Origin of the sequence: Gelria sp. Kuro-4 (assembly GCF_019668485.1) — a bacterium.
Taxonomy (GTDB): Bacteria; Bacillota; DTU030; order DUMP01; family DUMP01; genus DUMP01.
On record NZ_AP024619.1, the window covers coordinates 161145 to 183770 of the forward strand.

At 61.6% G+C, this 22626-nt stretch carries 14 protein-coding genes and 1 tRNA gene; 11 read left to right on the forward strand and 4 right to left on the reverse strand.

Features of this window, described 5'->3' with window-relative positions; genetic code table 11:
- Positions 1-408: 408 nt before the first annotated feature.
- The 5 genes from K5554_RS00915 to K5554_RS00935 all read left to right on the forward strand — a co-directional run bounded on the left by K5554_RS00915 (position 409) and on the right by K5554_RS00935 (position 6806).
- Entirely contained in the window at positions 409-1701 is a 1293-nt protein-coding gene (locus K5554_RS00915; protein WP_221039309.1) for a cytosine permease, read from the forward strand.
- A gap of 113 nt (positions 1702-1814) precedes the next feature.
- A complete protein-coding gene (locus K5554_RS00920; protein ID WP_221039310.1) occupies positions 1815-2909 on the forward strand; it encodes a DUF917 domain-containing protein in 1095 nt (364 codons plus the stop codon).
- A complete protein-coding gene (locus K5554_RS00925; protein ID WP_221039311.1) occupies positions 2906-4468 on the forward strand; it encodes a hydantoinase/oxoprolinase family protein in 1563 nt (520 codons plus the stop codon). The genes K5554_RS00920 and K5554_RS00925 overlap by 4 nt, the downstream gene beginning before the upstream one ends.
- Positions 4469-4490: 22 nt before the next feature.
- Positions 4491-5216: an aspartate/glutamate racemase family protein gene (locus tag K5554_RS00930; RefSeq protein ID WP_221039312.1), complete on the forward strand. Its 726-nt coding sequence runs from the start codon at positions 4491-4493 to the stop codon at positions 5214-5216.
- Positions 5217-6335: 1119 nt separating this feature from the next.
- Positions 6336-6806 carry a tyrosine-type recombinase/integrase gene (locus K5554_RS00935; RefSeq protein ID WP_255565555.1) on the forward strand — a complete coding sequence of 157 codons (471 nt, stop codon included), beginning with the start codon at positions 6336-6338 and terminating at the stop codon, positions 6804-6806.
- A gap of 154 nt (positions 6807-6960) precedes the next feature.
- Here the strand turns inward: K5554_RS00935 and K5554_RS00940 are convergent.
- Positions 6961-7035: transfer RNA gene (locus K5554_RS00940), tRNA-Val, on the reverse strand.
- A gap of 260 nt (positions 7036-7295) precedes the next feature.
- On the opposite strand from K5554_RS00940, the gene K5554_RS00945 reads away from it, so the two are divergent.
- The 6 genes from K5554_RS00945 to K5554_RS00970 are packed head-to-tail and all read left to right on the forward strand — an operon-like array spanning position 7296 to position 12511.
- The gene (locus K5554_RS00945) at positions 7296-7679 is read left to right on the forward strand and encodes a PadR family transcriptional regulator (protein ID WP_255565556.1); all 384 of its coding nucleotides are present in this window, start codon (positions 7296-7298) and stop codon (positions 7677-7679) included.
- A complete protein-coding gene (locus K5554_RS00950) occupies positions 7676-8416 on the forward strand; it encodes a phosphate ABC transporter ATP-binding protein (RefSeq protein WP_221039314.1) in 741 nt (246 codons plus the stop codon). Before K5554_RS00945 ends, K5554_RS00950 begins: the two co-directional genes overlap by 4 nt.
- On the forward strand, positions 8416-9183 hold the full coding sequence (gene fetB, locus K5554_RS00955; protein ID WP_221039315.1) for an iron export ABC transporter permease subunit FetB: 768 nt from the start codon (positions 8416-8418) through the stop codon (positions 9181-9183). Before K5554_RS00950 ends, fetB begins: the two co-directional genes overlap by 1 nt.
- Positions 9184-9208: 25 nt before the next feature.
- Entirely contained in the window at positions 9209-10351 is a 1143-nt protein-coding gene (locus K5554_RS00960) for a 2-hydroxyacyl-CoA dehydratase subunit D (RefSeq protein ID WP_221039316.1), read from the forward strand.
- A 5-nt stretch (positions 10352-10356) separates the two neighbouring features.
- Positions 10357-11727 carry a 2-hydroxyacyl-CoA dehydratase subunit D gene (locus tag K5554_RS00965; protein ID WP_221039317.1) on the forward strand — a complete coding sequence of 457 codons (1371 nt, stop codon included), beginning with the start codon at positions 10357-10359 and terminating at the stop codon, positions 11725-11727.
- Complete coding sequence (locus K5554_RS00970) at positions 11708-12511, forward strand: acyl-CoA dehydratase activase (RefSeq protein WP_221039318.1); 804 nt, start codon at positions 11708-11710, stop codon at positions 12509-12511. Before K5554_RS00965 ends, K5554_RS00970 begins: the two co-directional genes overlap by 20 nt.
- A gap of 3 nt (positions 12512-12514) precedes the next feature.
- Here K5554_RS00970 and K5554_RS00975 read toward each other — a convergent pair whose 3' ends face one another.
- From K5554_RS00975 to K5554_RS00985, 3 genes are read right to left on the reverse strand one after another with little or no spacing between them, the layout of a single operon-like run.
- On the reverse strand, positions 12515-14080 hold the full coding sequence (locus tag K5554_RS00975; RefSeq protein ID WP_221039319.1) for an S-layer homology domain-containing protein: 1566 nt from the start codon (positions 14078-14080) through the stop codon (positions 12515-12517).
- Between the two features lie 5 nt (positions 14081-14085).
- A complete protein-coding gene (locus K5554_RS00980; RefSeq protein ID WP_221039320.1) occupies positions 14086-16728 on the reverse strand; it encodes an S-layer homology domain-containing protein in 2643 nt (880 codons plus the stop codon).
- A 12-nt stretch (positions 16729-16740) separates the two neighbouring features.
- Complete coding sequence (locus K5554_RS00985) at positions 16741-22512, reverse strand: IPT/TIG domain-containing protein (RefSeq protein ID WP_221039321.1); 5772 nt, start codon at positions 22510-22512, stop codon at positions 16741-16743.
- Positions 22513-22626 lie beyond the last annotated feature (114 nt).

The window sequence follows — 22626 nt, forward strand, 5'->3', positions numbered from 1 at the left end:
AAACAAGATCTCTGAAAACCCGCTGGCTCTTGATATCTTGATATTGCTCTTCGAGAGAACCCCGTATTTATTGGCTATTGGGAAAGGTGCGGTTGGCAGAAAATTTTTTTGCCACCACCTTGACAAATGTGGGATCAACCTATTAAACTACTAAAAAGCTTTACCTGCTCTGACTTCAAGCAGTAAAAACGCTGCTGGTTATGTAAGCCGATGGTTGGCCAAGGAGCTGTTCACTGCATTTGCTTGACAAGCGCTACAAACATGGCAGAATAGGCCCGCTCGGCTCATGCAAGCAGGCTCCGGCCTGTTTGTTTTCTTAAAGGTGAGGAGGTGAGGAAGCAGGATGATGACAAGAAACAACGGGTAAAGGTTTAAAGATTAGAAGATGTAGAAAGGAGATGAGCTGGTTTGGACAGTAGGCAGAAAGGTGACGCGTTTGAAAAATATGCCCTGGAGGCGGTTCCTCAAGACAGCAGACAACCCTGGTACAGCATTGCTCTCATTTGGATCGGGGTAATGATCTGCGTACCTGCTCTAATGATGGGAGGCGCCTTAATAACGGGTTTAACTTTACCTAATGCATTTCTTGCCGGGGTTATCGGCTATACCATCGTAGTGTTGTATATGAGCTTTCAAGGAATGCAGGCGGCAGATCTGGGAAGGCCTACAGTTATTACTGCCGGTTCCGCTTTTGGAATCACCGGTTCGCGGGTTCTTATATCCTTCGTTCTCGGTATTGCCTGTTTAGGGTGGTTTGGCGTACAGGCTAATGTTTGTGGAGCTGCATTCAGCAGCATCATGAAATCGTGGACAGGAGTAAGCATACCGGTATGGCTTTCTTCCCTGGTTTGGGGCGTGATTATGTTAGCGACGGCCATGCTTGGATTTAACGCGTTGAAATACTTGAATTACGTCGCTGTGCCCTCTCTGATTATTTTGTCTATCTACGGGACATATGTTGCCATTTCAAAGTACGGCCTCCAGGTGCTTTCGACGTACCAACCGCCCACACCTTTTTCGCTATTACAAGGAATCGCCCTGGCAGTTGGAACATTTGCGGTGGGAGGCGTCATAGCCGGAGACTATTCTAGATACGCCAAAGGCAGAAAAGACGCTATTCTCTCTTCAGTGATCGGTGTGTGGCCGGCCGGGGTGGCGATGCTTTTCATGGGGGCCGTCATGGCAGTGGTGGCGGGTTCATACGACATCACTATAGTCTTGACGGAGATGGGGATCCCGGCAGTCGGATTGATTATCCTTATTCTGGCAACGTGGACGACAAATACAGTAAATGCTTACTCGGGCGGCCTGGCGATTACCAACATGTTTAAATTAAGCGATGACAAGAGAGCACTGGCTACCGCCGTTGCAGGTGGGTTAGGAACCGTGTTGGCGGTGGCGGGAATCCTTAATTATTTTCTTAACTACCTCATGGTCCTGACGTCCGGCATACCACCCGTAGCCGGGGTTATGATTGCCGACTACTGGGTTTTGGGTAAAGGTGATCCTTCCAGGTGGAGCGCCTATCCGGGCGTTAACCGGCCGGGTGTCCTATCTTGGTTGTTAGGTGTGGTTGCTGCTAATGCTTTCAAGGCAGGGATCGCACCGGTAACCGGGATAGCCGTTTCCATGCTAAGTTATCTGATTATTACCGCGTTGAAGGCGAAAAACATTTCTCCTGCCGTAGAAAAAGGTGTGTAAGGTTTTTTCGATCGGGCACGCACCATGTGGCTGCCTGCGGGCAGTTGCGGTGCTGATAATTGCCCTGCGGATGGGGTGCAGGCAAATCTGGTGCATTACGAGGAGGAAACGGCATGGAAAGAATCGACGCACAGGCGGTTGAACACATTGCGCTGGGTGCAGCTCTCCTGGGTACCGGTGGGGGTGGAGATCCGCATGTCGGGAAACTCATGGCCTTACAGGCCATTAAAGCATACGGTCCGGTTACCGTGATAAAACCGGAAGAAGTACCGGATGACGCCGTGGTGGTACCAACGGCCATGATGGGAGCGCCGACGGTGTTACTGGAGAAAATACCAAACGGCGAGGAAATCTTCAGGGCTTTTAACGGACTGAGAAACTACTTGGGGAAGGAGATCTTTGCCACTCTCCCCATCGAGGCGGGAGGGATCAATTCGATGATCCCCATCGCCATCGCCGCTCGTCTTGGGATTCCTCTGGTGGACTGCGATGGCATGGGGCGTGCTTTCCCCGAGCTTCAAATGGTTACTTTTCATCTCTACAACGTCTCGGCTACTCCCATGACCCTTACTGATGAAAAAGGCAACCTCATCATTATGGAAACCATAAACAATCACTGGGCCGAGAGTATCGCCAGGAACGCCGTTGTAACCATGGGAGGATCCGCAATGTTAAGCATTTACCCGATGACCGGTAAAGTGCTTAAAGAGGCGGCAATAATAAATATTGTGTCCTATTCGGCAAGAATCGGGCGGGCCGTTCAGGAAGCCCGGCGAGTGGGGGAAAACCCGACTGCAGCTTTGTTGAGAGTAACGGGTGGTTTCAAATTGTTTAAGGGGAAAGTAGTAGACGTTTTAAGACGGACAGAAGGCGGGTTCGCCCGCGGTGAAGCCAGGATTGAAGGGATAGAAGAATACAGAGGCGAGTCGTTGGAGGTCAAATTCCAGAACGAAAACCTGGTAGCCCTTAAAGGAGACAAAGTTATAGCCTCAGTGCCTGATCTAATCTGCATAGTTAACTTAGAGACCGCCATCCCTATCACCACCGAAGGACTAAAGTATGGCCACCGTATTCTGGTGTTGGGCATCCCCTGCGATCCCAAATGGCGCACGCCCAAAGGCATTGAGACGGTGGGACCGCGTTATTTCGGTTACGATTTGGACTATGTTCCAGTCGAAGAGTTGGTAAAAGGCGGTGAAGCACAATGAACTACCGGTTGGGTATAGACGTGGGCGGCACGAACACTGATGCCGTGATCATTGATGAAAAACTTAACCTGGTGGCAAAGGTTAAGACCCCTACTACAGAAGACGTGACTACAGGTATATACACGGCGTTACGTATGGTACTGGAGCAATCAGGAGTAAGCAAAGACGATATTTCCTATGCTATGTTGGGGACAACTCACTGTACTAATGCCATCGTCGAACGCAAGCGCCTCTGCCGGGTGGGGATTATCCGAATTGGCAAGCCTGCAACAATGGCGATTGCACCAATGGCGGATTGGCCATCAGACCTGGTGCAGGTAGTGGGCGCAGAGTATTTCATAGTGAGCGGGGGGCACGAATTCGACGGCAGAGAAATCGCCGCCTTAAACGAGGAAGAATTGAGGTCGGCGGCTCGGGCACTGAAGGGAAAGGTGGACGCAGCGGCCGTAACGTCGGTTTTTTCACCGATCTCATCGAAGCACGAAATGCGGGCTGCTGAAATTTTGCGGGAAGAGTTGGGGGCACTACCTATTTCCCTTTCTCATGAAATCGCCTCTATTGGTCTCCTGGAACGGGAAAACGCGACTATCCTGAATGCGGCGCTGGCACAGGTGGCCAAAACCACGGCCGTTGGCTTTAGAACAAGCCTGGAGCGGGAGGGGGTTAAGAACGCCCGTATTTACCTTTGCCAGAACGACGGCACGCTGATGTCCCTCGACTATGCCCTCAGGTACCCTATCCTGACAGTCGCCTGCGGACCAACCAACAGCATCCGTGGGGCATCTTTCGTGAGCGGCCGGCACAATTCCATTGTGTTGGACGTGGGGGGAACCACCAGTGACGTCGGGGTCCTGGTTAATGGCTTTCCCCGCGAGTCATCGGCGGCGGTGGAAATCGGAGGAGTTCGTACTAATTTCCGGATGCCCGATCTCATTTCGATCGGCTTGGGGGGTGGAACGATTATCCGGGAGGTGAACGGCGAGATTAAAGTAGGTCCCGATAGCGTAGGTTACCGGTTAACCGAGGAAGCGCTAGTATTCGGTGGAAACACTTTGACCGCCACGGATATTGCCGTTCGCTTAGGCTTAGCCGAGGTGGGCGACCCGGCCAAGGTAAGTCATATCGAAAGAGATTTTGCCCAGGCAGTTCTGAATAAGATATCGGCGATGGTCAACGAGGCAATCGACAAAATGAAGCTTTCCCCTGACCCAGTACCGCTGATCGTTGTCGGAGGAGGAAGTATCATAATAACCAATGAGGTAGAAGGGGTCTCGGAAATCGTTCACCCTGAAAACTATGAGGTGGCCAACGCCCTCGGTGCTGCCATCGCGCAGGTAAGTGGTCAGGTTGAACGAGTATACTCCCTAAGCGAGATCGGACGCGAGGAAGCCCTCAGGCGGGCGAAAGCAATAGCCTTTGAAGAAGCGGTCAAGGCCGGCGCCGAGCCATCCACGGTCCAGATTGTTGAAGTGGAGGATGTGCCGCTGGCTTACCTGCCCGGTAATGCCACGCGGATCAGGGTAAAAGCAGCCGGCGACCTGAAGAACGCAAAGAATTGAATTCACGAGGAGGAAAGGTGCGATGCGGATTAAGGTAATTGTGCCCATAACTTCCGCTGTTTTCAACGAAGAAGTACGGCGGGAATTCGGCGCTTACGCGGGTGCGGGGGTAGAGTTTGATGTGGAAAATCTTGACTACGGGCCGGCCTCAATCGAAAGTGAATTCGATGAGGCATTGGCGGTACCTGATATCTTAAATAAGGTACAAAAGGCTGCGCAAAATGGATTTGACGGGGTGATAATCGATTGCTTCGGTGACCCCGGGGTAAAACCTGCGCGGGAACTAGTTGACATACCGGTATATGGCGGGTTTGAACCCTCAATACTCTTGGCCGCTGGGTTAGGGCAGCACTTGGGCATAGTCACTGTTTTACCTAACGTGGTCCCCATGCTGGAAGACTTGGCTTCCAAACTTGGTATCGCAGGCAGGCTTGTTTCTATCCGCTGTGTTGACATTCCGGTTTTAGAACTAGGTAACCGGGATAAATTGGAAAATGCTCTTTACCAGCAGGGCCTTGAGGCAATTAGAAAAGACGGGGTTCATGTGCTTATATTGGGATGTACCGGCATGATGGGGATGGCTATGAATCTCCATAAAAGATTGAAGGAAACAGGTTACGACATCCCGGTTATCGACCCTGTCTTCGCAGCCATGAAAATGCTAGAGAGCTGCATTGCGATGGGAGTTAAACACAGCCGGCTTACTTACATGACTCCGCCGGATAAGCCCCGCAAGTGGTGGGAGTAAGGGTATTTATTAGTGGAACCGTACGGGCGAAGAACTCAGCTCCCGCCCTGCAGTTTGTCTGTGCGACTTCAAGCGTCCACTCGGGATAAGCCCGCTGGATGCACGACCCGACAAGAAACCACGGTCGTGTGTTCAGTGAGGCGCTGTACGCCTCTACGGAAGGTCAGAAGGCCAAAATCAAGTAGGAGGGGGCGGCTAGCCCCCGTCCTCTCACACCACCGTACGTACCGTTCGGTATACGGCGGTTCACCAAGCTTGACGAACGCTTTGGTAACGTGCGGTTAAACTCATGAGGCCCTGGGCTTCCCAGTAGGCGATGCCCAGGGCCCTGTTCATTGGCCCATTGGCCATGCGCCAGGGTCCTTTGCGGGCATTCGCAAACTGATGCACGACCCACTCTGGTAGACCCAGTGCGCGCAGTTCGCGGTAGCGCGTCCGAACCCGTTTCCACTGTTTCCAGAGGCACATGCGATGCGTCCTCACCTTTTTTCACCTGCCCCCCAAATTAAGTTGCCCACTAGGCACATTTAGGTTATAATAGGAGCAGGAAGCTCCGCGAAAGCTTCCTGCTCCGGAGGGCATTGTGACCCGGGGGAGTTAAGGGCTTTGCCTACTTAATCAAGTAGGCTCTATTTTTTCTTGCGGATGTTGGCCAGAATGTACCGCAGCAGCACGAGGGCCACCAGCGGCGCAATGACGATGTCCAGCGGTCCGATGTGTACTTCCACCGCGGCACCTCCTCTCCCGGGTTCTCCCCGGGCCGCATGCCCCTCGGTAAAGAGGAGGTGCCTTTTCTCCCCGCGCATCGGCAGGTTCCGACAGAAAGGAACCTGTCCAAGAAAGATTATAGCAAATCTTGAGGGATAATGCACCCAGGACAAAAGTTTATCACGGGCGAACCAACCGAGCCGGAACCTGTTGAAGACTATACCGAGCCCAGGGTACTGCAGGAAGGCGGCCTATCCCAGGCCACGCTGCAGAAAGGGCACGGATGCGTTCGATCTCACAGTGCGGGTGGCCGTCGAGACTCCGCACGCCGGCCGACGCCGCACTATCCTGCGGGCGCTCTGCACAGCTTTCCGCGCGCTCGACGCGGATAACTCGCTGGTGGCCAAGCGCGTGAAGCCATCTGGCCTACCCGGTGCTTGCGGGCGCTGCAACTGCAGAGCGCACCGGGCTGAAACTCAATGCGGACTATGTTACGCCGCCGGAAGCCGCGCATCTTTTTTATCTCCCCACGGGACCCGCTGCAGGTGCACCACGGAGTTCGGCGCGCCGATAGAGCCCTGCAACTTCAACCGAACTTTCTACCGCATCAGGGATAAGGCCAAGCTGTCAGCCAAGATAAACCTGCATGCGCTGCGGCTTACCTATGCCACACGCTTGATTGAACGCGACGTGCCAATGAAAACCGCCCAGGTGCTTCTCGGGCACGCGAGCTATCAGGTAACCGCCGATACGTACTCCCACGTGGCCCAGGAGAGCGAAACCCAGGCGGTGCAGGTCCTGAACGACCTCCTCCCGAAGTCAAGTAAACCCCCGCACTCCGCCGGGAAGAACCGCAAGAAAAAGACTTCCCCTCAGCGCTGAGCCGAGAGGAAGACAACCGTACAGCAACCCGCAGGAAAGTACTGGTTTCCTGCGGGTTTTTATTCGACTAACCACCATATGAAGCTACTGCTTAAATCGTTGCAGTAAAACTGGCTACTACAATAAACCTGGGTCCCAAAACCTTTGAGAATACTGGTGGGCGGAACAGGGATCGAACCTGTGACCCCCTGCTTGTAAGGCAGGTGCTCTCCCGCTGAGCTATCCGCCCGCATATACCCGGAATCCGCTTATTTATTTTAGCACGGCGCCCACCTGCCGTCAAGGTAGGGCGGCGCGCGGCCGCGCGGGAAAGGGACCTGAGGTTGGCCTTTTTTGCGTTGGTGCAAAGGTATGAAAGGGATCAGCTTGGATCCCTGAAAAGCGCTTGTATCCCCGACCGGCCTGTGGTATTATATCCATATTCGATATCGGGAGGCGATAATTATCGACCTCGAACGCGATCTGCTCTCCGGTTTTATCAAGCTGCACATCCTCTTTCACGCCGGGCAGGGGCCGGTGTACGGCATTCAGCTGATGGAGGTGCTCTCCCGGCACAGCTACAGCGTCAGCCCGGGCACGCTCTACCCCACCCTGCACCAGCTGGCCGCCGCCGGTTACCTGGTGCAGGAAAGCTGTTTGGTAGAAGGGCGCGTGCGCAAGTACTACCGGCTGACGCCCCGCGGCCGCGAAGCGCTGGCCGCTTCCCGCGCCCGGGTACGGGAACTGGTTGCGGAGCTCTTTCCGGGCCACCTGAAAGAACCTGCACAAAAGGGGACCGCTTTAGTACCGCCCTCCTCCGACGGCGCACGACCTGACCTTGAAGAGCAGGGTTCAGGTCCGGGGAACGAGGATCAGGAAGGAGAAACCGTATGACAGATAAACTGGTCTTGGAACAGGTGAGTAAAGAGGTGGGTGGACAGGCGCTGCTTGAGAACATCTCCTTTGCCGTACCGGCAGGCAGCATCCTGGCGCTGATCGGGCCTTCTGGTGCCGGCAAGAGCACTCTGCTCAGCCTGCTCAACCGCCTGGAAGACCCAACCGGCGGCAGCATCCGCCTGGATGGAGTGGACATCCGTGCCCTGGACGTGCTTGTCCTCCGGCGCCGGGTAGGGATGGTGTTTCAGCGCCCCTCCCTGTTCCCGGGCACGGTGGCAGCCAACATCACCTATGGTCCGGCGCTGCGGGGCGAAAAACCCGCGCAGGCGGCAGAAGAGTATCTAAAAGAAGTCGGTCTGCCGCCGGAGTTCGCCGCGCGCGACGCACAGAACCTGTCCGGCGGCGAGGAACAGCGGGTCGCCCTGGCCCGCGCCCTGGCTAACGGCCCGGAGGTACTGCTCCTCGACGAGCCGACCGCCGCGCTGGACAAGACGGCCGCCCACCAGGTAGAGGAACTCATCGCCCGGATCTGCCGGCAGCGCGGGCTGACAGCCCTTTGGGTCACCCACGACCTGGAGCAGGCGCGGCGCGTGAGCGACCGGGTGGTCCTCATCGTCGGCGGGTGCAAAGTGGAGGAAGGCGCCACGGCAGACTTTTTCTTGTCGCCCCAGACGGAAACCGGGCGGGCCTTCCTGGCGGGACGCCTTGCGGAAAACAGCGGGGAGGTGCACTGATGTCCTACTTATCCCTTACCTTATCCCTCTCCTTCGTCGGTCTCGCCATGTTCATCTCCCTCTGGCAGCACCTGAAGCTGGAGAAGGACCTCCTGGTGGGTACGGTGCGGGCCTTTATCCAGCTGACTGCGGTGGGTTACGTGCTGAAGTTTATCTTCGAGCCGGCCGGCTGGCAGTACGTCACGCCCATGCTGGCAGTGATGGTGCTCGTGGCAGGCCAGAACGCCGCCCGGCGCGGCGAGGGGCTGCCCGGCGCCTTCCGCCTGGCGACGCTGGCCATTGCCGTGGCCGAAGCCGTAACCTTGGGGATGCTGGTAGGGCTCGGGATCATTCCGTTCACACCGCAGTATGTAATCCCCATCAGCGGCATGGTAATCGGCAACGCCATGGTCGCCTCCGGCCTCACTCTCAACCGGCTGCGGGCGGAGGTGGCGGCCCAACGGCCCGGCATCCTGGCCGCCCTAGCCCTAGGCGGCACCTCCCGCCAGGCGGCAGAGCCCGCCCTCAAAGCGGCGGTCAAGGCCGGCATGATCCCCACCGTGGATTCCATGAAGACGGTAGGCCTGGTGCAGCTGCCGGGCATGATGACCGGTCAGATCATCGCCGGCGCCAGCCCGGTGGAAGCGGTTAAGTACCAGATCCTGGTGCAGTTCATGTTGAGCGCCTCGGTCGGGATCACCAGTATGCTGGTGGCCCTCCTGGGCTACCGCCTCTTTTTTACCTCGACCCACCAGCTACGCCTTCCAGGCACCATCCCCGGCCGTTAGCACCCGAAAGACAGGGGGCATAGCTTTGCTCTTAACCACGTGCAGCTACATTCCTTTGGAAATCCCGTTGGCCCTGGGCATACCGGCGCGAAGGTTGATCGCTAAGCCCGCCGGCCCCCAGGCCGATCCCTATCTACCCCGGGATTTTTGTCCCTACGCGCGCGGCGTGCTGAGCCAGGTCTCGGCCGATGAGGCGTCTCGCGCGCATCTAGGCGTGGCCGTGGCCGGCTCCTGCGATGCAATGCGGCGGGTTTATGACGCGCTGCGGCACTACGCTCCAGGCATTCGCAGCTATTACCTGGACGTACCCCGGACCCAGGATCAGGATGCCGTTTCCTACTACGCCGGTGTGCTCCGCTCTTTTGCCCGTGAGCTGGCGGCCGGCTACCCCGGCGCTCCGCCGGAAAAGGAATGGCCCGAGCGGCTTCGGCAAGCGGCTGAGGAGCTGAACTTTCTGCGCCGCGCCCTCCTTACAGCCTATCCAACAGCCGAACCTGTTCCGAACAGCTCCGGCAGCGGCGAGAAGCCGCTTCGGGCGTGCGCTACTGTCACTGAGTGGGTAGAGCTCTGCCTCGCGCTGAACGAGGCGCTCGCGCTCCCGGGCCCCAGCCGGCCCCACCGGCTGCAGGCAGTCGAGGCCGTCCTACGCCAGAGAACCGCGCCGGCGGCGCTGCGGGGGCCGGCGGTGCTCCTTACGGGGAGCTTCCTGCTCGATGCTACAGTACCGGCGGCAATCGAGGCCACTGGGTTCAGCATTGCCGCCGTGGACTCCTGCCTGGGTTGGCGAAGCCTAAAGGTGATGCTCCCGGAAGCAGAGGGGGATATCTTTTCCCGCTTGGCTGCAGCCTACCTCAGAAAGCCTCCCTGCCCGCGCCTGCTTGTTCGCGAGGCCCGCCGCCGCTGGCTGGACGCGCTCCTCTTTACAGAGGGGAAGGCGGCCAAGGTCGACGGTGTGGTTTACTTCGTACCAAAATTCTGCGATCACGGGTACTATGAAAGCGTGGATGTCAAGGACCGGCTCTCTGAGTATGGCCTGCCTTTCCTTCTCTTGGAAGGCGAATATGGCGCCGGGCTCACCGCCCAAACGCGCACCCGGCTCGCCGCTTTCCGGGAACTGCTGGAGGAAAGGAGAAGGGCCCAAGGCGCGCTCGAGGCAAAAGAGGAGTGACGGGCATGAAAGAGAAGAAAGGAACAATAAGATCCGGCCCCCTCTCTCCCGGAGGCAACGTACGCGGTCTGCAGCTCGCTCGCATGTTCCTCACAAATAACCTGACGTATTTCCTGGCCCGCCTGGCCCTCAGGCCGCTCGGGCGTCGGCTCCGGCCCTACCAGGAAGCGGCGGTCCAGGGTATCCTTGCGGAACTCCATGCCGCTTATTCCGGGGAGAAGCCCGTAATCTTTGCCAGTGCCTTCGTACCAACGGAGCTCATCTACGGGCTCGGCGCCATCCCCGTTCTGCCTGAAGTGTGGAGCGGTTTCGCCGCGGCGGCCGGGTTCGGTGCGCCGGCGGTAACCGCTTCCGAGGCGGCCGGTTACTCTCAAGACCTGTGCAGCTTTCACCGCTGCAGCTTGGGGCTGGAAAACCTCGAGCTTCTACCAAAGCCGGCGGCCGTCATTGTTTCGTCGCACCTCTGCGACGGCGGCCGGCGCTCACTCTACCGCCACAGCCGTTCGTTCGGCTGCCCATTCTACGTTCTCGATGTCCCCTATGCCGCGACGCCGGACGGAGCGGCCTGGCTCGCCCACCAGATTGAGCGCACAGCCCGAGATCTGGTGCTGAAGGTGCCCGGGCTCTCCCTCGCCGGCCTGCCGGGGGCACTCGCAGCCGCCAACCGCGCCCGCACCGAGTATCTGGCCGTCTGCCGGCTCAGGCGCGAGCGGCCCGCACCCTGGGCTGGGAGCGAGGCTTTGAACTACGTGGCGGTTTTCCTTTCGGGCTGGGGAAGCAGCTGGCTGCCTGAGTTTTACGCCCAGCTCAGGTGCCACTTGGAGGAAGCCATCCGCCGCCGCGCCTTTCCGGTCCCCCAAGAGCGCCACCGCCTGCTCTGGCTCAATCTTCGCCCCTACTACGCCACCCCGATTTTCACCTACCTGGAAAAGGAGTGCAACACCTCCACAGCCTTCGAAGAATACAGTCACCTCTACTGGCCGGCGCACACCCCCGAAGCCTGGGCGGAAAGCTTAGCCGCCAAGCTCGTGGCCCACTTCGGCTGGGGACCGATCGAGCGGAGGCTGGCAACCGTCTGGTCCCTGGTCCAGGAGTATGGAATAGACGGGGTAGTCCAGTTTAACCAATGGGGCTGCCGGCAGTCTAATGGCGGCGGTCGCTTCTTGGCCGACTTTTTGCGGGCGCGCGGTATTCCTTTTTTGGAGCTGGCGGGCGACGGCGTAGACGGGCGCAGTTCTGGAGCGGCCCAGCAGCTCACCCGCATTGCAGCTTTCGTTGAGTTGCTTGAAGCCCGAAATACGCTGCCGCCGGGTCGACGAATTGAGGCAATCACACGGCAAAACGAGGTGCATGATCATGCTGGTAGCCGGCATTGACTCCGGTTCAACCGCCACCAAAGTGGTGCTCCTTGCCGACGGGCGGGTTTGTGCCGCCTACACTGCCGCCACAGGTGCAGACCCTCAGCGCGCGGCTGCGCGCTGCCTGGAAGCGGCTTTGGCCCGGGCCGGGGCTCCGGCCGCCGACGTAAAAGCCGTGGTGGCCACCGGCTATGGGCGCGAACGCTTGTCCCAAGCCGACCGGACGCTCACAGAGATCACCTGCCATGCTCGAGGCGCTCACGCCCTGGTACCGGAGGCCCGGACCGTGATCGACATCGGCGGACAGGACTCCAAGGTGATCCGCCTCGACGACGCGGGACTGCTGCTCGACTTCGTCATGAACGACAAGTGCGCGGCCGGCACGGGACGTTTCCTCGAGGTTATGGCCAATCGGCTCGAGATTGACCTTATGAGTTTCGGCGGCGAGTGGCTCAGGGCCAAAGCGGCCGCCAAGGTTTCCAGCACGTGTACTGTTTTTGCGGAGTCAGAGGTGATCGGCCTGGTCGCCGCCGGCACACCGCGGCCGGTCATTATTCGCGGGCTGTGCGAAGCCGTGGCCGCGCGCATCGCCGGTATGGCGCGCCGGGCGGGCGTGGTCCCGGCCGTCGTTTTTACCGGCGGGGTAAGCCTGAACGCCGGGGTTAGAAAATCGCTGGAGCAGCTCATCGGGCAAAAAATAGTCGTGCCCCCACTCTCTCAGTTCATGGGGGCGTACGGAGCAGCGCTTTTTGCCAGGGACTTGGCCCAGGAAAGGGCGGAAGCGGCCGGCGTGTCCCATTAGCACTTAGTGAAAGAGAAAGATCCGGTCACGGTAGTCGCGTAGTATGTCTTGGCGCAGGTAGGTGATAAGGCGGGCCAACATGCCGGCCGCCTCTTCGCGCGTAAGGTAGGCGTTGGGGCGGGCGCGGCCGAAGCTGTCGCCGCTCACCAGCCCGATCTCGCGGGCCACAGCGAAGCTTCCCCGCGCCCAAGTCGGGATCTCGCGGTCGTCGGCAAAGCCTGTGCTCGCGGCAGCCGGGCTCAAATTTTCAAAGCCGAGGGCGCGGATAAAGGCGGTGACGGCCTGCGCACGCGTAAGATTCGCCTTGGCGCCGAAGTACCCCGGCGCTACACCCGTCATGATGCCGCGGTCGCTCACCTCTTTGAGATAGGGCCAGGCGGGGTCGGTGGCGGCCAGGTCGCGGTAGGGGCTCACAGGTGGCGGCGGCGCCTGTCCGAAGGGCAGGCGGCCGGTGGGTGGCGGGGCGGGTGGCTGAAGGCGCAGGGCGTGCGCCAGGGCCAGGGCAAACTCCCGCCGCGTCACGGGCGCTGTAGGGTGAAAATACTTATCCTGCCAGTCCCAGGCGGCGAGGCTTCCCAAAAGGGTGATGTCGGCCGCCGACCAGCGCCCGCCCACGTCCACATACTCCGGCACCGGCAGGCGCCGCGTGCTGGGTGTACCGGTGAGGTTGAGCGTCTTTTCGCCGCGGTTGCGCCGGCTGCCGGAAACCTCGCCCGCACTGTCCAGGCGGGGCAGGTCGTAACTCACCCGAAGTATCCCTTCCTGCGTTTCGGTTTCCAGGTACCCGCCGGCAAAGCTGATTTCGCGCGGCTCATTGGGGACATACTTCAGGTCGAACTTGCCCGTGCGCGAAACCTGGCTGGTGAAGGTGCCGTCCCAGGAACTATGGTGCTCCACCGTGCGCCGCACCGGCCGTCCCTGGTCGTCGGTGGTCTGCTCTTGGGTGGTCCAGGTGCGGTCGGAGGTAACCGTGCCGTACATGGCCTGAACCTCGGTCCGCCCCCAGGGCTGGTCGTACCCGGTGATGTCGCCGGACAGCGTCACGGTAACCGTGCCTTCGTTCTGGTTGATGGTATAGACGCGGCGCCCTTCCACGTTCCCGGCGAAGTAGGAAACGGCGGGCTCATTCACTGTTACGGTGGAACGGTTCCACACCGAGCTGCCTTCGTCCAGGGTATAGCGGGTGCGGCCGACGGTAATGGTTTCGCGCATGCGCACGGCCTGGGTTTGGGCCGTAACCTGCTTGCCTTCTTCTTTCCAGGTGGTGGCCAAGGTGAGCTGGCGGGTGAGCACCAGGCCGGCGGCCTTGTTTTCCAGGCGGTAGGTATAGGTGTCCTCCACTGTGTTCCCGCGTGCCCGCCCTTGTCGCTTCATGACGGTGCCGCTCACCACCAGCGGCTCGCCGGTGACCAAGACCACTTCCTGGTAAGTGGCGCTGCCGTTTATACCCAGGTCGCCGCTGATGCCGCCCTCCAGGCCGGCCGGGCTGGGAGCGGCCGACGCCCCGGGAGAAAGAAGCGCCGCGCATACCAGAAAGACGGTCAGAAAGGTGCCAAGCTGCCTCCGCACCGCCATCACTCCTTCACCAGGATGAGAAGTCCCTGCTGCCCGCGGCGAAGGACGTCCACCGTATCGCCGACCGCCAGGCCTTCCCACGTTTGCGCACGGCCGTCCTTGATCACCAGGGCCCCGGTGAGGCTGAGCCGCTGGGGCGAGGTGGCCGTCTGCCAGGCGTTCTTGGCGGGGCTGAAGTCGCGCGCCTCTGCCAGGGTGAGGATGGCGCCGCTGCCGCTTTCAGCAACGCCGGCCACGCGCCCGGCCGAAAGCCGCTCGCCTCCCAGATCTTCCTCGGGCCATAGGGCCAGGCCCAGGGTCTCATCGCCCTCGGTCACCGCCAGGGCCAGCACATTGCCGTACTGCTTCCGGAAGTACCCCTGGCGGAACTCGGCCGGGGTGAGAACCTCCGGCGCAGCTCCGAGGAGGCTCAAAATGAGCGTATCCCGGCTGAGCCCCAGGTCGTCGCTGGCCCGGCGGCCGTGGTAGTCCCACTCGTTCTCGCTGAGCGTGTAGTAGTGGTCGAGCGTCCAGGCGTCCTGGCCCACCTCGTCCACCTGCCCCTTGTACACGGTGAGCGCACCGGGCAGGGCCTCCGCCCGGCCGAGCACCTGCACCACCAGCCCCAGGCTGCCGGCGGCTTCCTTGCTCACCAGGGCCTGTATGCTGTCGTCTTCCGCCAGAGCATAAGCATCGGTAAGGCGCCCGGCTTTGAGGACGATGGCGCCGGGGCTGAGGGCGATTGTTCCCGAAGAGAGCTTCACCTCACCCAAGGCCGGGTTCACCTCTTCCACCCGGCCTTCGTAGGCCTTCTCCTGTCCGGTTTTGATCACCAGCTGCAGGGCCTCGGGCCGCCCGAAACCGGTGTTTACGGCGGCATAGGCATCGTGGCCGCTGTAGCGGGCGGCGGTGGCCAGGTCCACCTCCCGACCACCCAGCCAGAGGGTGGCGGCAGGGGAAAGGGGCAGGCGCAGAGCGGCGCTCCCGGCAGGCTGCCAGGTGCCGCCCTCCAGGCGCTCGGGCTCCGTAAGGATGACCTCGCCGCCCCGCGGCGCGAAAGAGCCGAGCCGGCCCCGGTAGAGCCCCGCCACCCGGCCGGCGGCCCCGGCGACGGTAAGGCGTTCCACCCAGGTACCATCCGCCCCACCGAGCCGGACCTCCACCCGGTCGCCCGGCTGCACCGCGTCCAGGTCGGCCGTGCGGCCACCAGCGAGCACTTGAGTGGCGGCGCTGAGCTCATACTCCACTTCTTCTCCATTTTGCAGGGTAAGGGCCAAGTGCTCGGCATCGCGGTAACGAACCCGGCCGCTCACCACCGCGCCCGCCGGCTCTGTGGAGGTGCCGGGCGTGCTGCCTGCCGCGGCCACCTCCCAGGCGGTGCCCGCCGCCGCCCTCACCGTGACTGTTTCACCCGCCGCCAGGTCCGCGGGCGTGGCCGGCCGGCCGGCTATGCTGACGGCGGTATAGGACAAAAGCGCCAGAGAACGGCTCTGCCCGGCTGCATCGCGCAGCCGCAGCGTCCCGGCACCGGGTTCAATCTCCTCCAGCGTACCCGTCAAGGTAACCACAGCGTCGGGCAGCACCTCGGCGAAGGGCACCACCCCGTCGCCCGTGACCAGGTAACGAATCGTCTCACCGACGCGCAGGCTGTCGCCCAGGGCCAGGCGGCCGCTCCGGAGGACCACCGTGTCTTTGAGGGGCGTGCCGGCCGGGGTGACCGTGAGTTTCAGGGTAGACGTACTGCCGCCGGGACCGGTGATTTCCAAGAGGGTGGAACGGACGGGCCGCCCGCCCAGGTCTTCGTCTTCAGCGAGCTGGGCCGTAATGGTTCCCAGCTGCCAGGTCGCCGCCGGGGCGGGAGGAAGCCGGTGTGCCAGCGCGTCCAAGATCTCGGCAAGTTCCGCCCGGGTTAAACCTCCGTGCGGGGCCAGGCGCAGCGGAGTCGGCCCCTCCACCAGCCCCAGCTCCAAGGCTCGTTCCACCAAGGGCCTGAATTCCGGGCTCACCTCACCGCCATCGGTATAAGTAGCCAGGAGTCCGGAGGCACCACCGGCGGCCGCTGCAGCCGGGCCCAGGGCCCGTACTGCCCAGGCGGCCACCTCTTCGCGCGTGGCCGGGGCGTCCCAGGCCTGCTGCGGGCCGCCGGCACCGGGTACCGCCTGGGCGGCTGAACCTCCTGTGATGCCGTGCGTACCGGCCACAGCCACATAGCCCTGCGCCCAGGGGGCAGCCCCGCCAGCCCCGCCGCTCGCCGAACTCGATGTGCCCCGGACCGCGCCGGCCACCTCCCCTTCCAGGCCAAGCAGGCGGACCAGGGCCACGATGGCTTCCTGGCGGGTGATGACGGCGTCCGGCCGGATGTCCCCGCTGCCATCGCCGCGCAGCACCCCCTGGGCCGCCAGGCGAAGCAGCGGCACGGCGGCCGGCCCGGCAGGCAGGTCGCGGAAGCGCAGCGCCTGCAGGAATTCCACCGCCCGTTCCCGTCCGGTGAGGTAAACGCCGAAGTTGCCCCCCGGCGCCTGGGCCTTGAGGGGCACTGTGCCTGCCGGCAGCAGGAGGAGCAGGGTCAATGTTAGGGCCGCTGCGCGCGCGGCCGCCCGGCCGGCTGCGGGCCGGTGCGCAGTGTAAGGGCGCGGTTTATTGCAGTAAGGAGCATGCAGCATAGTCTAGCCTCCTCAGCGGTGCCGGGCCAAAATCACGTAGAAGCCGGGCCGGTCGAGAACCGTCTCCCCGCTCCAGGCGCTCAGGTAGGCGCCGGCGTTCACCCAGGCGTCGCGGTCGGGATCGTAGCGGTAGAGGGTGGGCGCGCCGGCGTAGTAGGCGGGATCGAGCTTGGCCTTGAGGCTCACGCTTTCCGCCAGATACGGCAGCTCCACCTGCCGGTGCCCCACGCTGAGGCCGGTGCTCAAGCGGTAAAGCGGGGAGGCAGGGACCAGACCCGCAGGGAGCTCGCGCAGAAGGGCTGCGGCCTCCGCCCCCTGGGCTTCTTCAATGGTGAGGGTAACCGCCGCTTGCTTTTCTTCGCTGCGGCTGAGGTCGCGCACAGGTGAGGTATAAAGGGCGCGCACGGGGAAGCTCAGGGCAAGGCGCGGCGTGGTGAGGTTAACCGTGGTGCGCCCGCTCAGGTCCGCCGCGGGCAGCACCAGGCTGAAGCGGCGCTCGCGCGCGTACTCCGGTTTGTCGAGGTCGATGGTATAGCGCGAGCCGCCGAGCGTACCGGGCGCGATGCTCACGGCCGTGCCGCCTGCACCCCCGGCCGGGGTGACCTGGTACTCCGGTAGCTCCGGTTTGGCGCCGGGCTCGCTGTAGTCCTCATCCTTGGTGCGGGCGCTGGCGGTCATGGTCTCGCCGGAGACCCCTTCCGCGTTCACCGCGCGCACGGCAAAGTAGTAGCGGGTATCGGGCTCCAGGCCTTCGGCGTAGAAGTAGCGTATCTCCGGCTGGTCGGCCGGGGCGCCGTACGCCTTCCCCTCGCTGGTGCCGAAGAAGGTTAGGTCATCTCTATCCTGGCCCATGTAAATCTCGTAGGTGAGAGCCCCCGCGGGCGCCGTCCAGCTAAGCTCGATGGTGTTGGCACTTAAGGCGCGCGCCGTAAGGCCTGTAGGCGGCTTGGGCGGCCCGGTGAAGCTGAAGGCGTCCGGCAGGGTGAAGGTGGAACCGTCCGGGTTGGTCACGGTGACGTCCACCGCACCCAGATCGTGTTCGGGGGTTATGGCAGTTAGTTCAGTGTCGCTCACACGCGTCACGTTTGTCGCCGGGACGTCGCCGAAGTCGACGCGGATTCCGAGGTCAAAGTTGCTTCCGGTGATGGTCACCTCTGTACCGCCGGCGGAGGGGCCGCTGGTCGGGTTAAGCGCCGTGATCTTCGGACCAGGCTTATCCTCGTAAGTAAAGGCCTGGCGCAGGCTGGCCACGGCGCCGTCCGGGTTCACCACCGTCACCGTCACCGCGCCGGCGGCGCCGGGCGGCGTGCGGCCGGTGAGCTCGGTATCGCTTACCCAGGCTGTGTTATCGGCCAGGCGGCCGCCGAAGAACACGGCCGGGGTCTGCTCAAACCCACCACCCTGGATGGTCACCGGCGTACCGCCCTGGCTGCGGCCGGTGTTGGGTGCCACCGCCGTGAGCTTAGGCCGGCTCGTCGGTGTCGTATAAGTAAATCCCCCTGCCAATCGATCGCTCGCTCCATCCGGGTTCACCACCACCACGTCTACGGTAAGATCGCCCTGGCCGGGAGGCGCCGGCGGCACCGTGAAGGTGATGGTGGAGCCATCGACCACCTGGGCACCCTGTGCCTCCGTGCCGCCCAGGAACACCTTCGCTCCCTGGAGGAAGCCGGAACCTGTGAGCTGGGCCGGGATGTTCCCGCTGCGCGGGCCCTTGGTAGGGGCGATGCCGTCCAGAGTGATCGCCGCCGTCTCCGCCGTGTAGGTAAAGGCGCCCGGCGCCGTGGCGGTCCCACCGTCCGGGTTGATCACGGAGATGTCCACCGGACCGGCCTTTTCCACCGCCGGCGCCGTCACGCGCACGTACGCGGAGCCGGCAGGGCCCGGCCCATACACTTCCACCGGCACAGTCTGTCCTCCGAAAAGCACAGTCAGCCCTTCCTGGAAATTCGTGCCCCAGATGTCCACCTTCGTGCCGCCGGTCACCGGTCCCTGGTTCGGAATTACGGCCGTGATGCTCGGCTGAAGGAGGGGGTCGGGAATATAGGTGAACCCTTGCTCCATGGTGTAACTCGCACCGTCTGGATTAAGCACGGTCACATCCACCGTGCGGTCGGCCGGACCGGCGGGCGTTATGGCAACGAGCGCTGTGCTGCTCAGCCAGGTGACCTTTTGCGCCGGGTTGCCGTCAAAGTACACCTTGGCCCCCTGGGCGAAATCGCTCCCGGTCAGCAGCACCGGCGTACCCCCGCCGGCCTGTCCCCGGCTGGGGGAAAGGCCGCCGATTTGCGGGCGCGTGCTGGTGCGGCGGTAGGTAAAGGCACCGGCCAGGGTCACCTGCGCCGCATCGGGATTGATGACGGTAACGTCCACCGGTCCCTCTTGGTCCGCCGGCGGGGTGAGAACTTTGAGGGTGGTCCCGTACTCATCGGCGTCCTCGACCGGCTTACCTCGGCTGTCGGTAAGAGACTGCACCTCAGCAGGCTGATTGCCGAAAAGCACCTTGGGATACTCGACTTCGCCACCTTCGCTAAGGCGCACGCGGAAATCCACGCCTTTAACGGTCACCAACGTACCGCCGGCGAGGCTCCCTTCCAGCGGGAAAACCGAGTGGATCTCCGGGAGGGAACCAGGGGCGACGTACGTGAAGCCACCCTCTTTTTGGGCCTGCCCGTAATCCGGGTTGATCACCGTCACGTCGACACTGCCTTTTTCCCCGGGCGGGGTTGTCGCCTCGAGCTTGCCGTAATCCCGCCACGTGACTTTGCTTGCCGGTTTGTAGCCGAAGTACACTGCGGCCCCTTGGCGGAAGTCCGACCCGGTGATGGTCACGACGGTACCTCCCGCTGTGGTCCCTCGCTCCGGATCGATGGCCAGAACGGTAGGCGCTGTTGCCGGTACGCGGTAGGTGAACCCGCCCGGAAGCGTCACCCGGCCGCTGTCCGGGCTGCCGTCCCGCCCGGCGTCCGGGTTCACGAGGGTTACGTCCACCGGTCCGGCTCCTTTCGCAGCCGGCGGCGTTTTGGCCGCCACTTCCGTGGGCGAGATGAAAACAACGCGTCCGGCAGCCCGGCTGCCGAAATACACCGTGGGACCAACGAGTTCCGGTTGGCCGCCGTTTTCTCTCTCTTCCTGCAGGAACCCCGTGCCCTTAATCGTCACCCAGGTGCCGCCATCAATAGTCCCTGCCGCCGGAGTGACGGAAGTAATCTTCGGGACGCTGATGTACGTAAACTTCCCATCGACAAAGGTACTGCCGCCGTCTTTATTCGTCACCGTGATCCGCGCCGGCCCGGGGTCGCCGGAGGGAGTGAGGCAGGTGAGCTGGACCACCGTTTGGTTTTCATAAACCTCACCGGTAACCGTAAGCTTAACGTTGGTAGCCGGCCTGCCGCCCACTAGGACCGTTGCTCCCTCTTCGAACCCCAGGCCGGTGATGGTTAAACTTGTCCCCCCGCGGCCGTCGCCAAAGGCCGGCTCAACCGCCCGAATCGTCGGCCGGCTCTTGATGGTGTAATAAGTAAACGCCCGCAAAAGTTTGCGCTCGCCGAAGGGGTTGCGTACGGTTACGTCTTTTACGCCTTCGGTATTCGCCGGCAGGATCACGCGGATTATGTCCAGCCCGTTTTCCACCGGGATGATGTCTTTACCCTCGGTGGCTTCTTCGCTGCCGAAGTAGATGTGCGTTTTCTCCAGCCTGAGCTGCTTTTCTGCCTCGGTCAGCTCGCTTTCGGGTTTATTTATCCAGTTGAAATTCTCCCCGATGATTTCAACTTTAGTTCCGCCGGCGGTCGGTCCCTCCGCCGGCCGAACGCTGGAGAGGTACAGGTTGTTCCCCCGGTAGATAAACCCGCCTTCTTTTTGGGCGATGCCGGGCCTCTGCCCTGCCGGTGCCGGGTTCACCAGCCAGACGGGAACCGAACCGGGAACGTTGCCGGGGGCAGGTGGCGCCGTGACCGTAAGCTCGAAGACAGGGTCACTGCTGTAAACTGCGTCGGCCACGCGCATATCCTGCCGGGCGGCCAGGTACTGGTCGGTCGGCTCGGGGCCGAAGTAAACCTTTACATCCTTGGTCAGGCGCCGCGCATAAATGACCACGGTAGAACCGCCCGCCACCGGCCCCTCGGGGCTCAGCGTCTCTACATTATGGATAGGGAGAACTGCTGCACCGTTCAGCTGGTCGGCGAATTCGGGAACGGGGACGGGCTTGTAGAAGGTAAAGCCGCTCGGCAGTTCCGCCACTTCCGTAACCCAGTTGCCGTCGATGGGCCGATAAACCAGAAGGGACACCGTAACCGACACTTGGTCTTCGTCCGAAGCGAAGATGGGTGTGGTGACCGTCATGGTGCTGGCGTCGCTCTGAATTACGCCCGTTCCCTCAAGCTCCTTGCCGCCGAAGTATACCTTGACCGTGCCGTCGTCGGCCGTAGGAAAGTTGATGCCTTGAAGCACTACGGTGGTTCGCTCACCCATGGGCCCCTGGGCAGGCGACACACCCGTTATAACGAGGGCTTTCTCCGGCTTTTGATACAAGAAGCCCTGCTGCCGCACCGCATACCCGTTTGGCTCGGGGTTGGCCACCTTGACGTCCTGCCAACCGTCCAACCCGCCGGGCGCAGGCGGGGCAATGACTTCGATCTCCTGACCGTTCTTAACGGCAACGTTTTTCGCTTCCTGAGCGCCAAAAAACACCCTGGCCCCGCTGATGAAGTTGGTTCCCGTAATGGTCACCACGTACCCCCCGGCTGTAGAACCGGCGTTAGGCGAAATGGAAGCGATAGTGGGGGTGACAGGTTCGCTGGTGTAGACAAACCCGCCGGGTAATCTGGATTCCACGGTTTGCGCCTTGGTGTTGGTGTAACTTATCACCAGATCGGCAGCGCCCACGCCTCCCGGCGTTTTCGCCTTGATCAGATTATCATCTAGCACCTGGTAGTAGCCAGCATTGAGGGGACCTGTATCTGCCCTGGTAAGCTTCTTCCCTCCGAGGGAAACATATGTTTGACCTTGGTCAAGGTCTGGGTTACTAGGCAAGAGGAGAAAGAATCCCTGGCCGCGGATTTCCACTTCGGTGCCGCCGGAGGTCGGACCGTAGTTAGGCGTAATGCTGGTGACATACGGGGCCTCGACGTACTCAAAACCCTCTGGCTTAGAAACGTCGGTAGAGTAGAACTGGTATGATCCTCCATCGGGGTTGATGACCTTCACCGGCTGCAGCCCGGCGGAACCGGCGGAGGTAACCGCAGTAATAACGTGGGTGCCGTCCGCACCGTGGGCAACGTCGGTCACGCGGGCGTTGGCATTCCCAACCTGAACGGTGACAAGGTAATTGCCCTGAGCGTCGCGACGGTTGTCGAACTCTGAGCCGGTAATGGTTATCACGGTCCCGCCCTTGACATGGCCATAGGCGGGGGATACGCTCTTTATCGATGGTGCGCTCTTCCGGTAATACACGGTGTACGTGGCAGCCTGGCCATCCGGGTTCGTCACCTTGAGGGTGGTCGCACCAACGTCTCCGTAAGGAGCCACTGCTTCAATGCTCTTACCGTCCGTTGAAACCTGGATAATTTTTTCTGCAGGCCGGCCGCCGAAAGTCACCGTCACTTCTTGGGCAAAGCCGCTACCGGAAATAGTTACGATCGTTCCGCCCGCCGCAGAGAGGTAGCCATCTTGTGCTGTTATGCCGGTAATCTCTGGCCCCGCGGCCCGGACCGGGGGTGGGGAGAAGAGCGGGAAAAGGAGAAAGAAGGCCAGAGCCAAAGCTGTGAGTTTGTGCGCGCGCATGTCAGCACCCCCGCGTGGATTTCGGGCCGGCGCGGCCCGATAAATAGCCTTATTCTTTTTATCGGCAGCCTTGGCTTAAGGCCTTAGGACTACGCGCCTGTTCTGCCGCGCTTT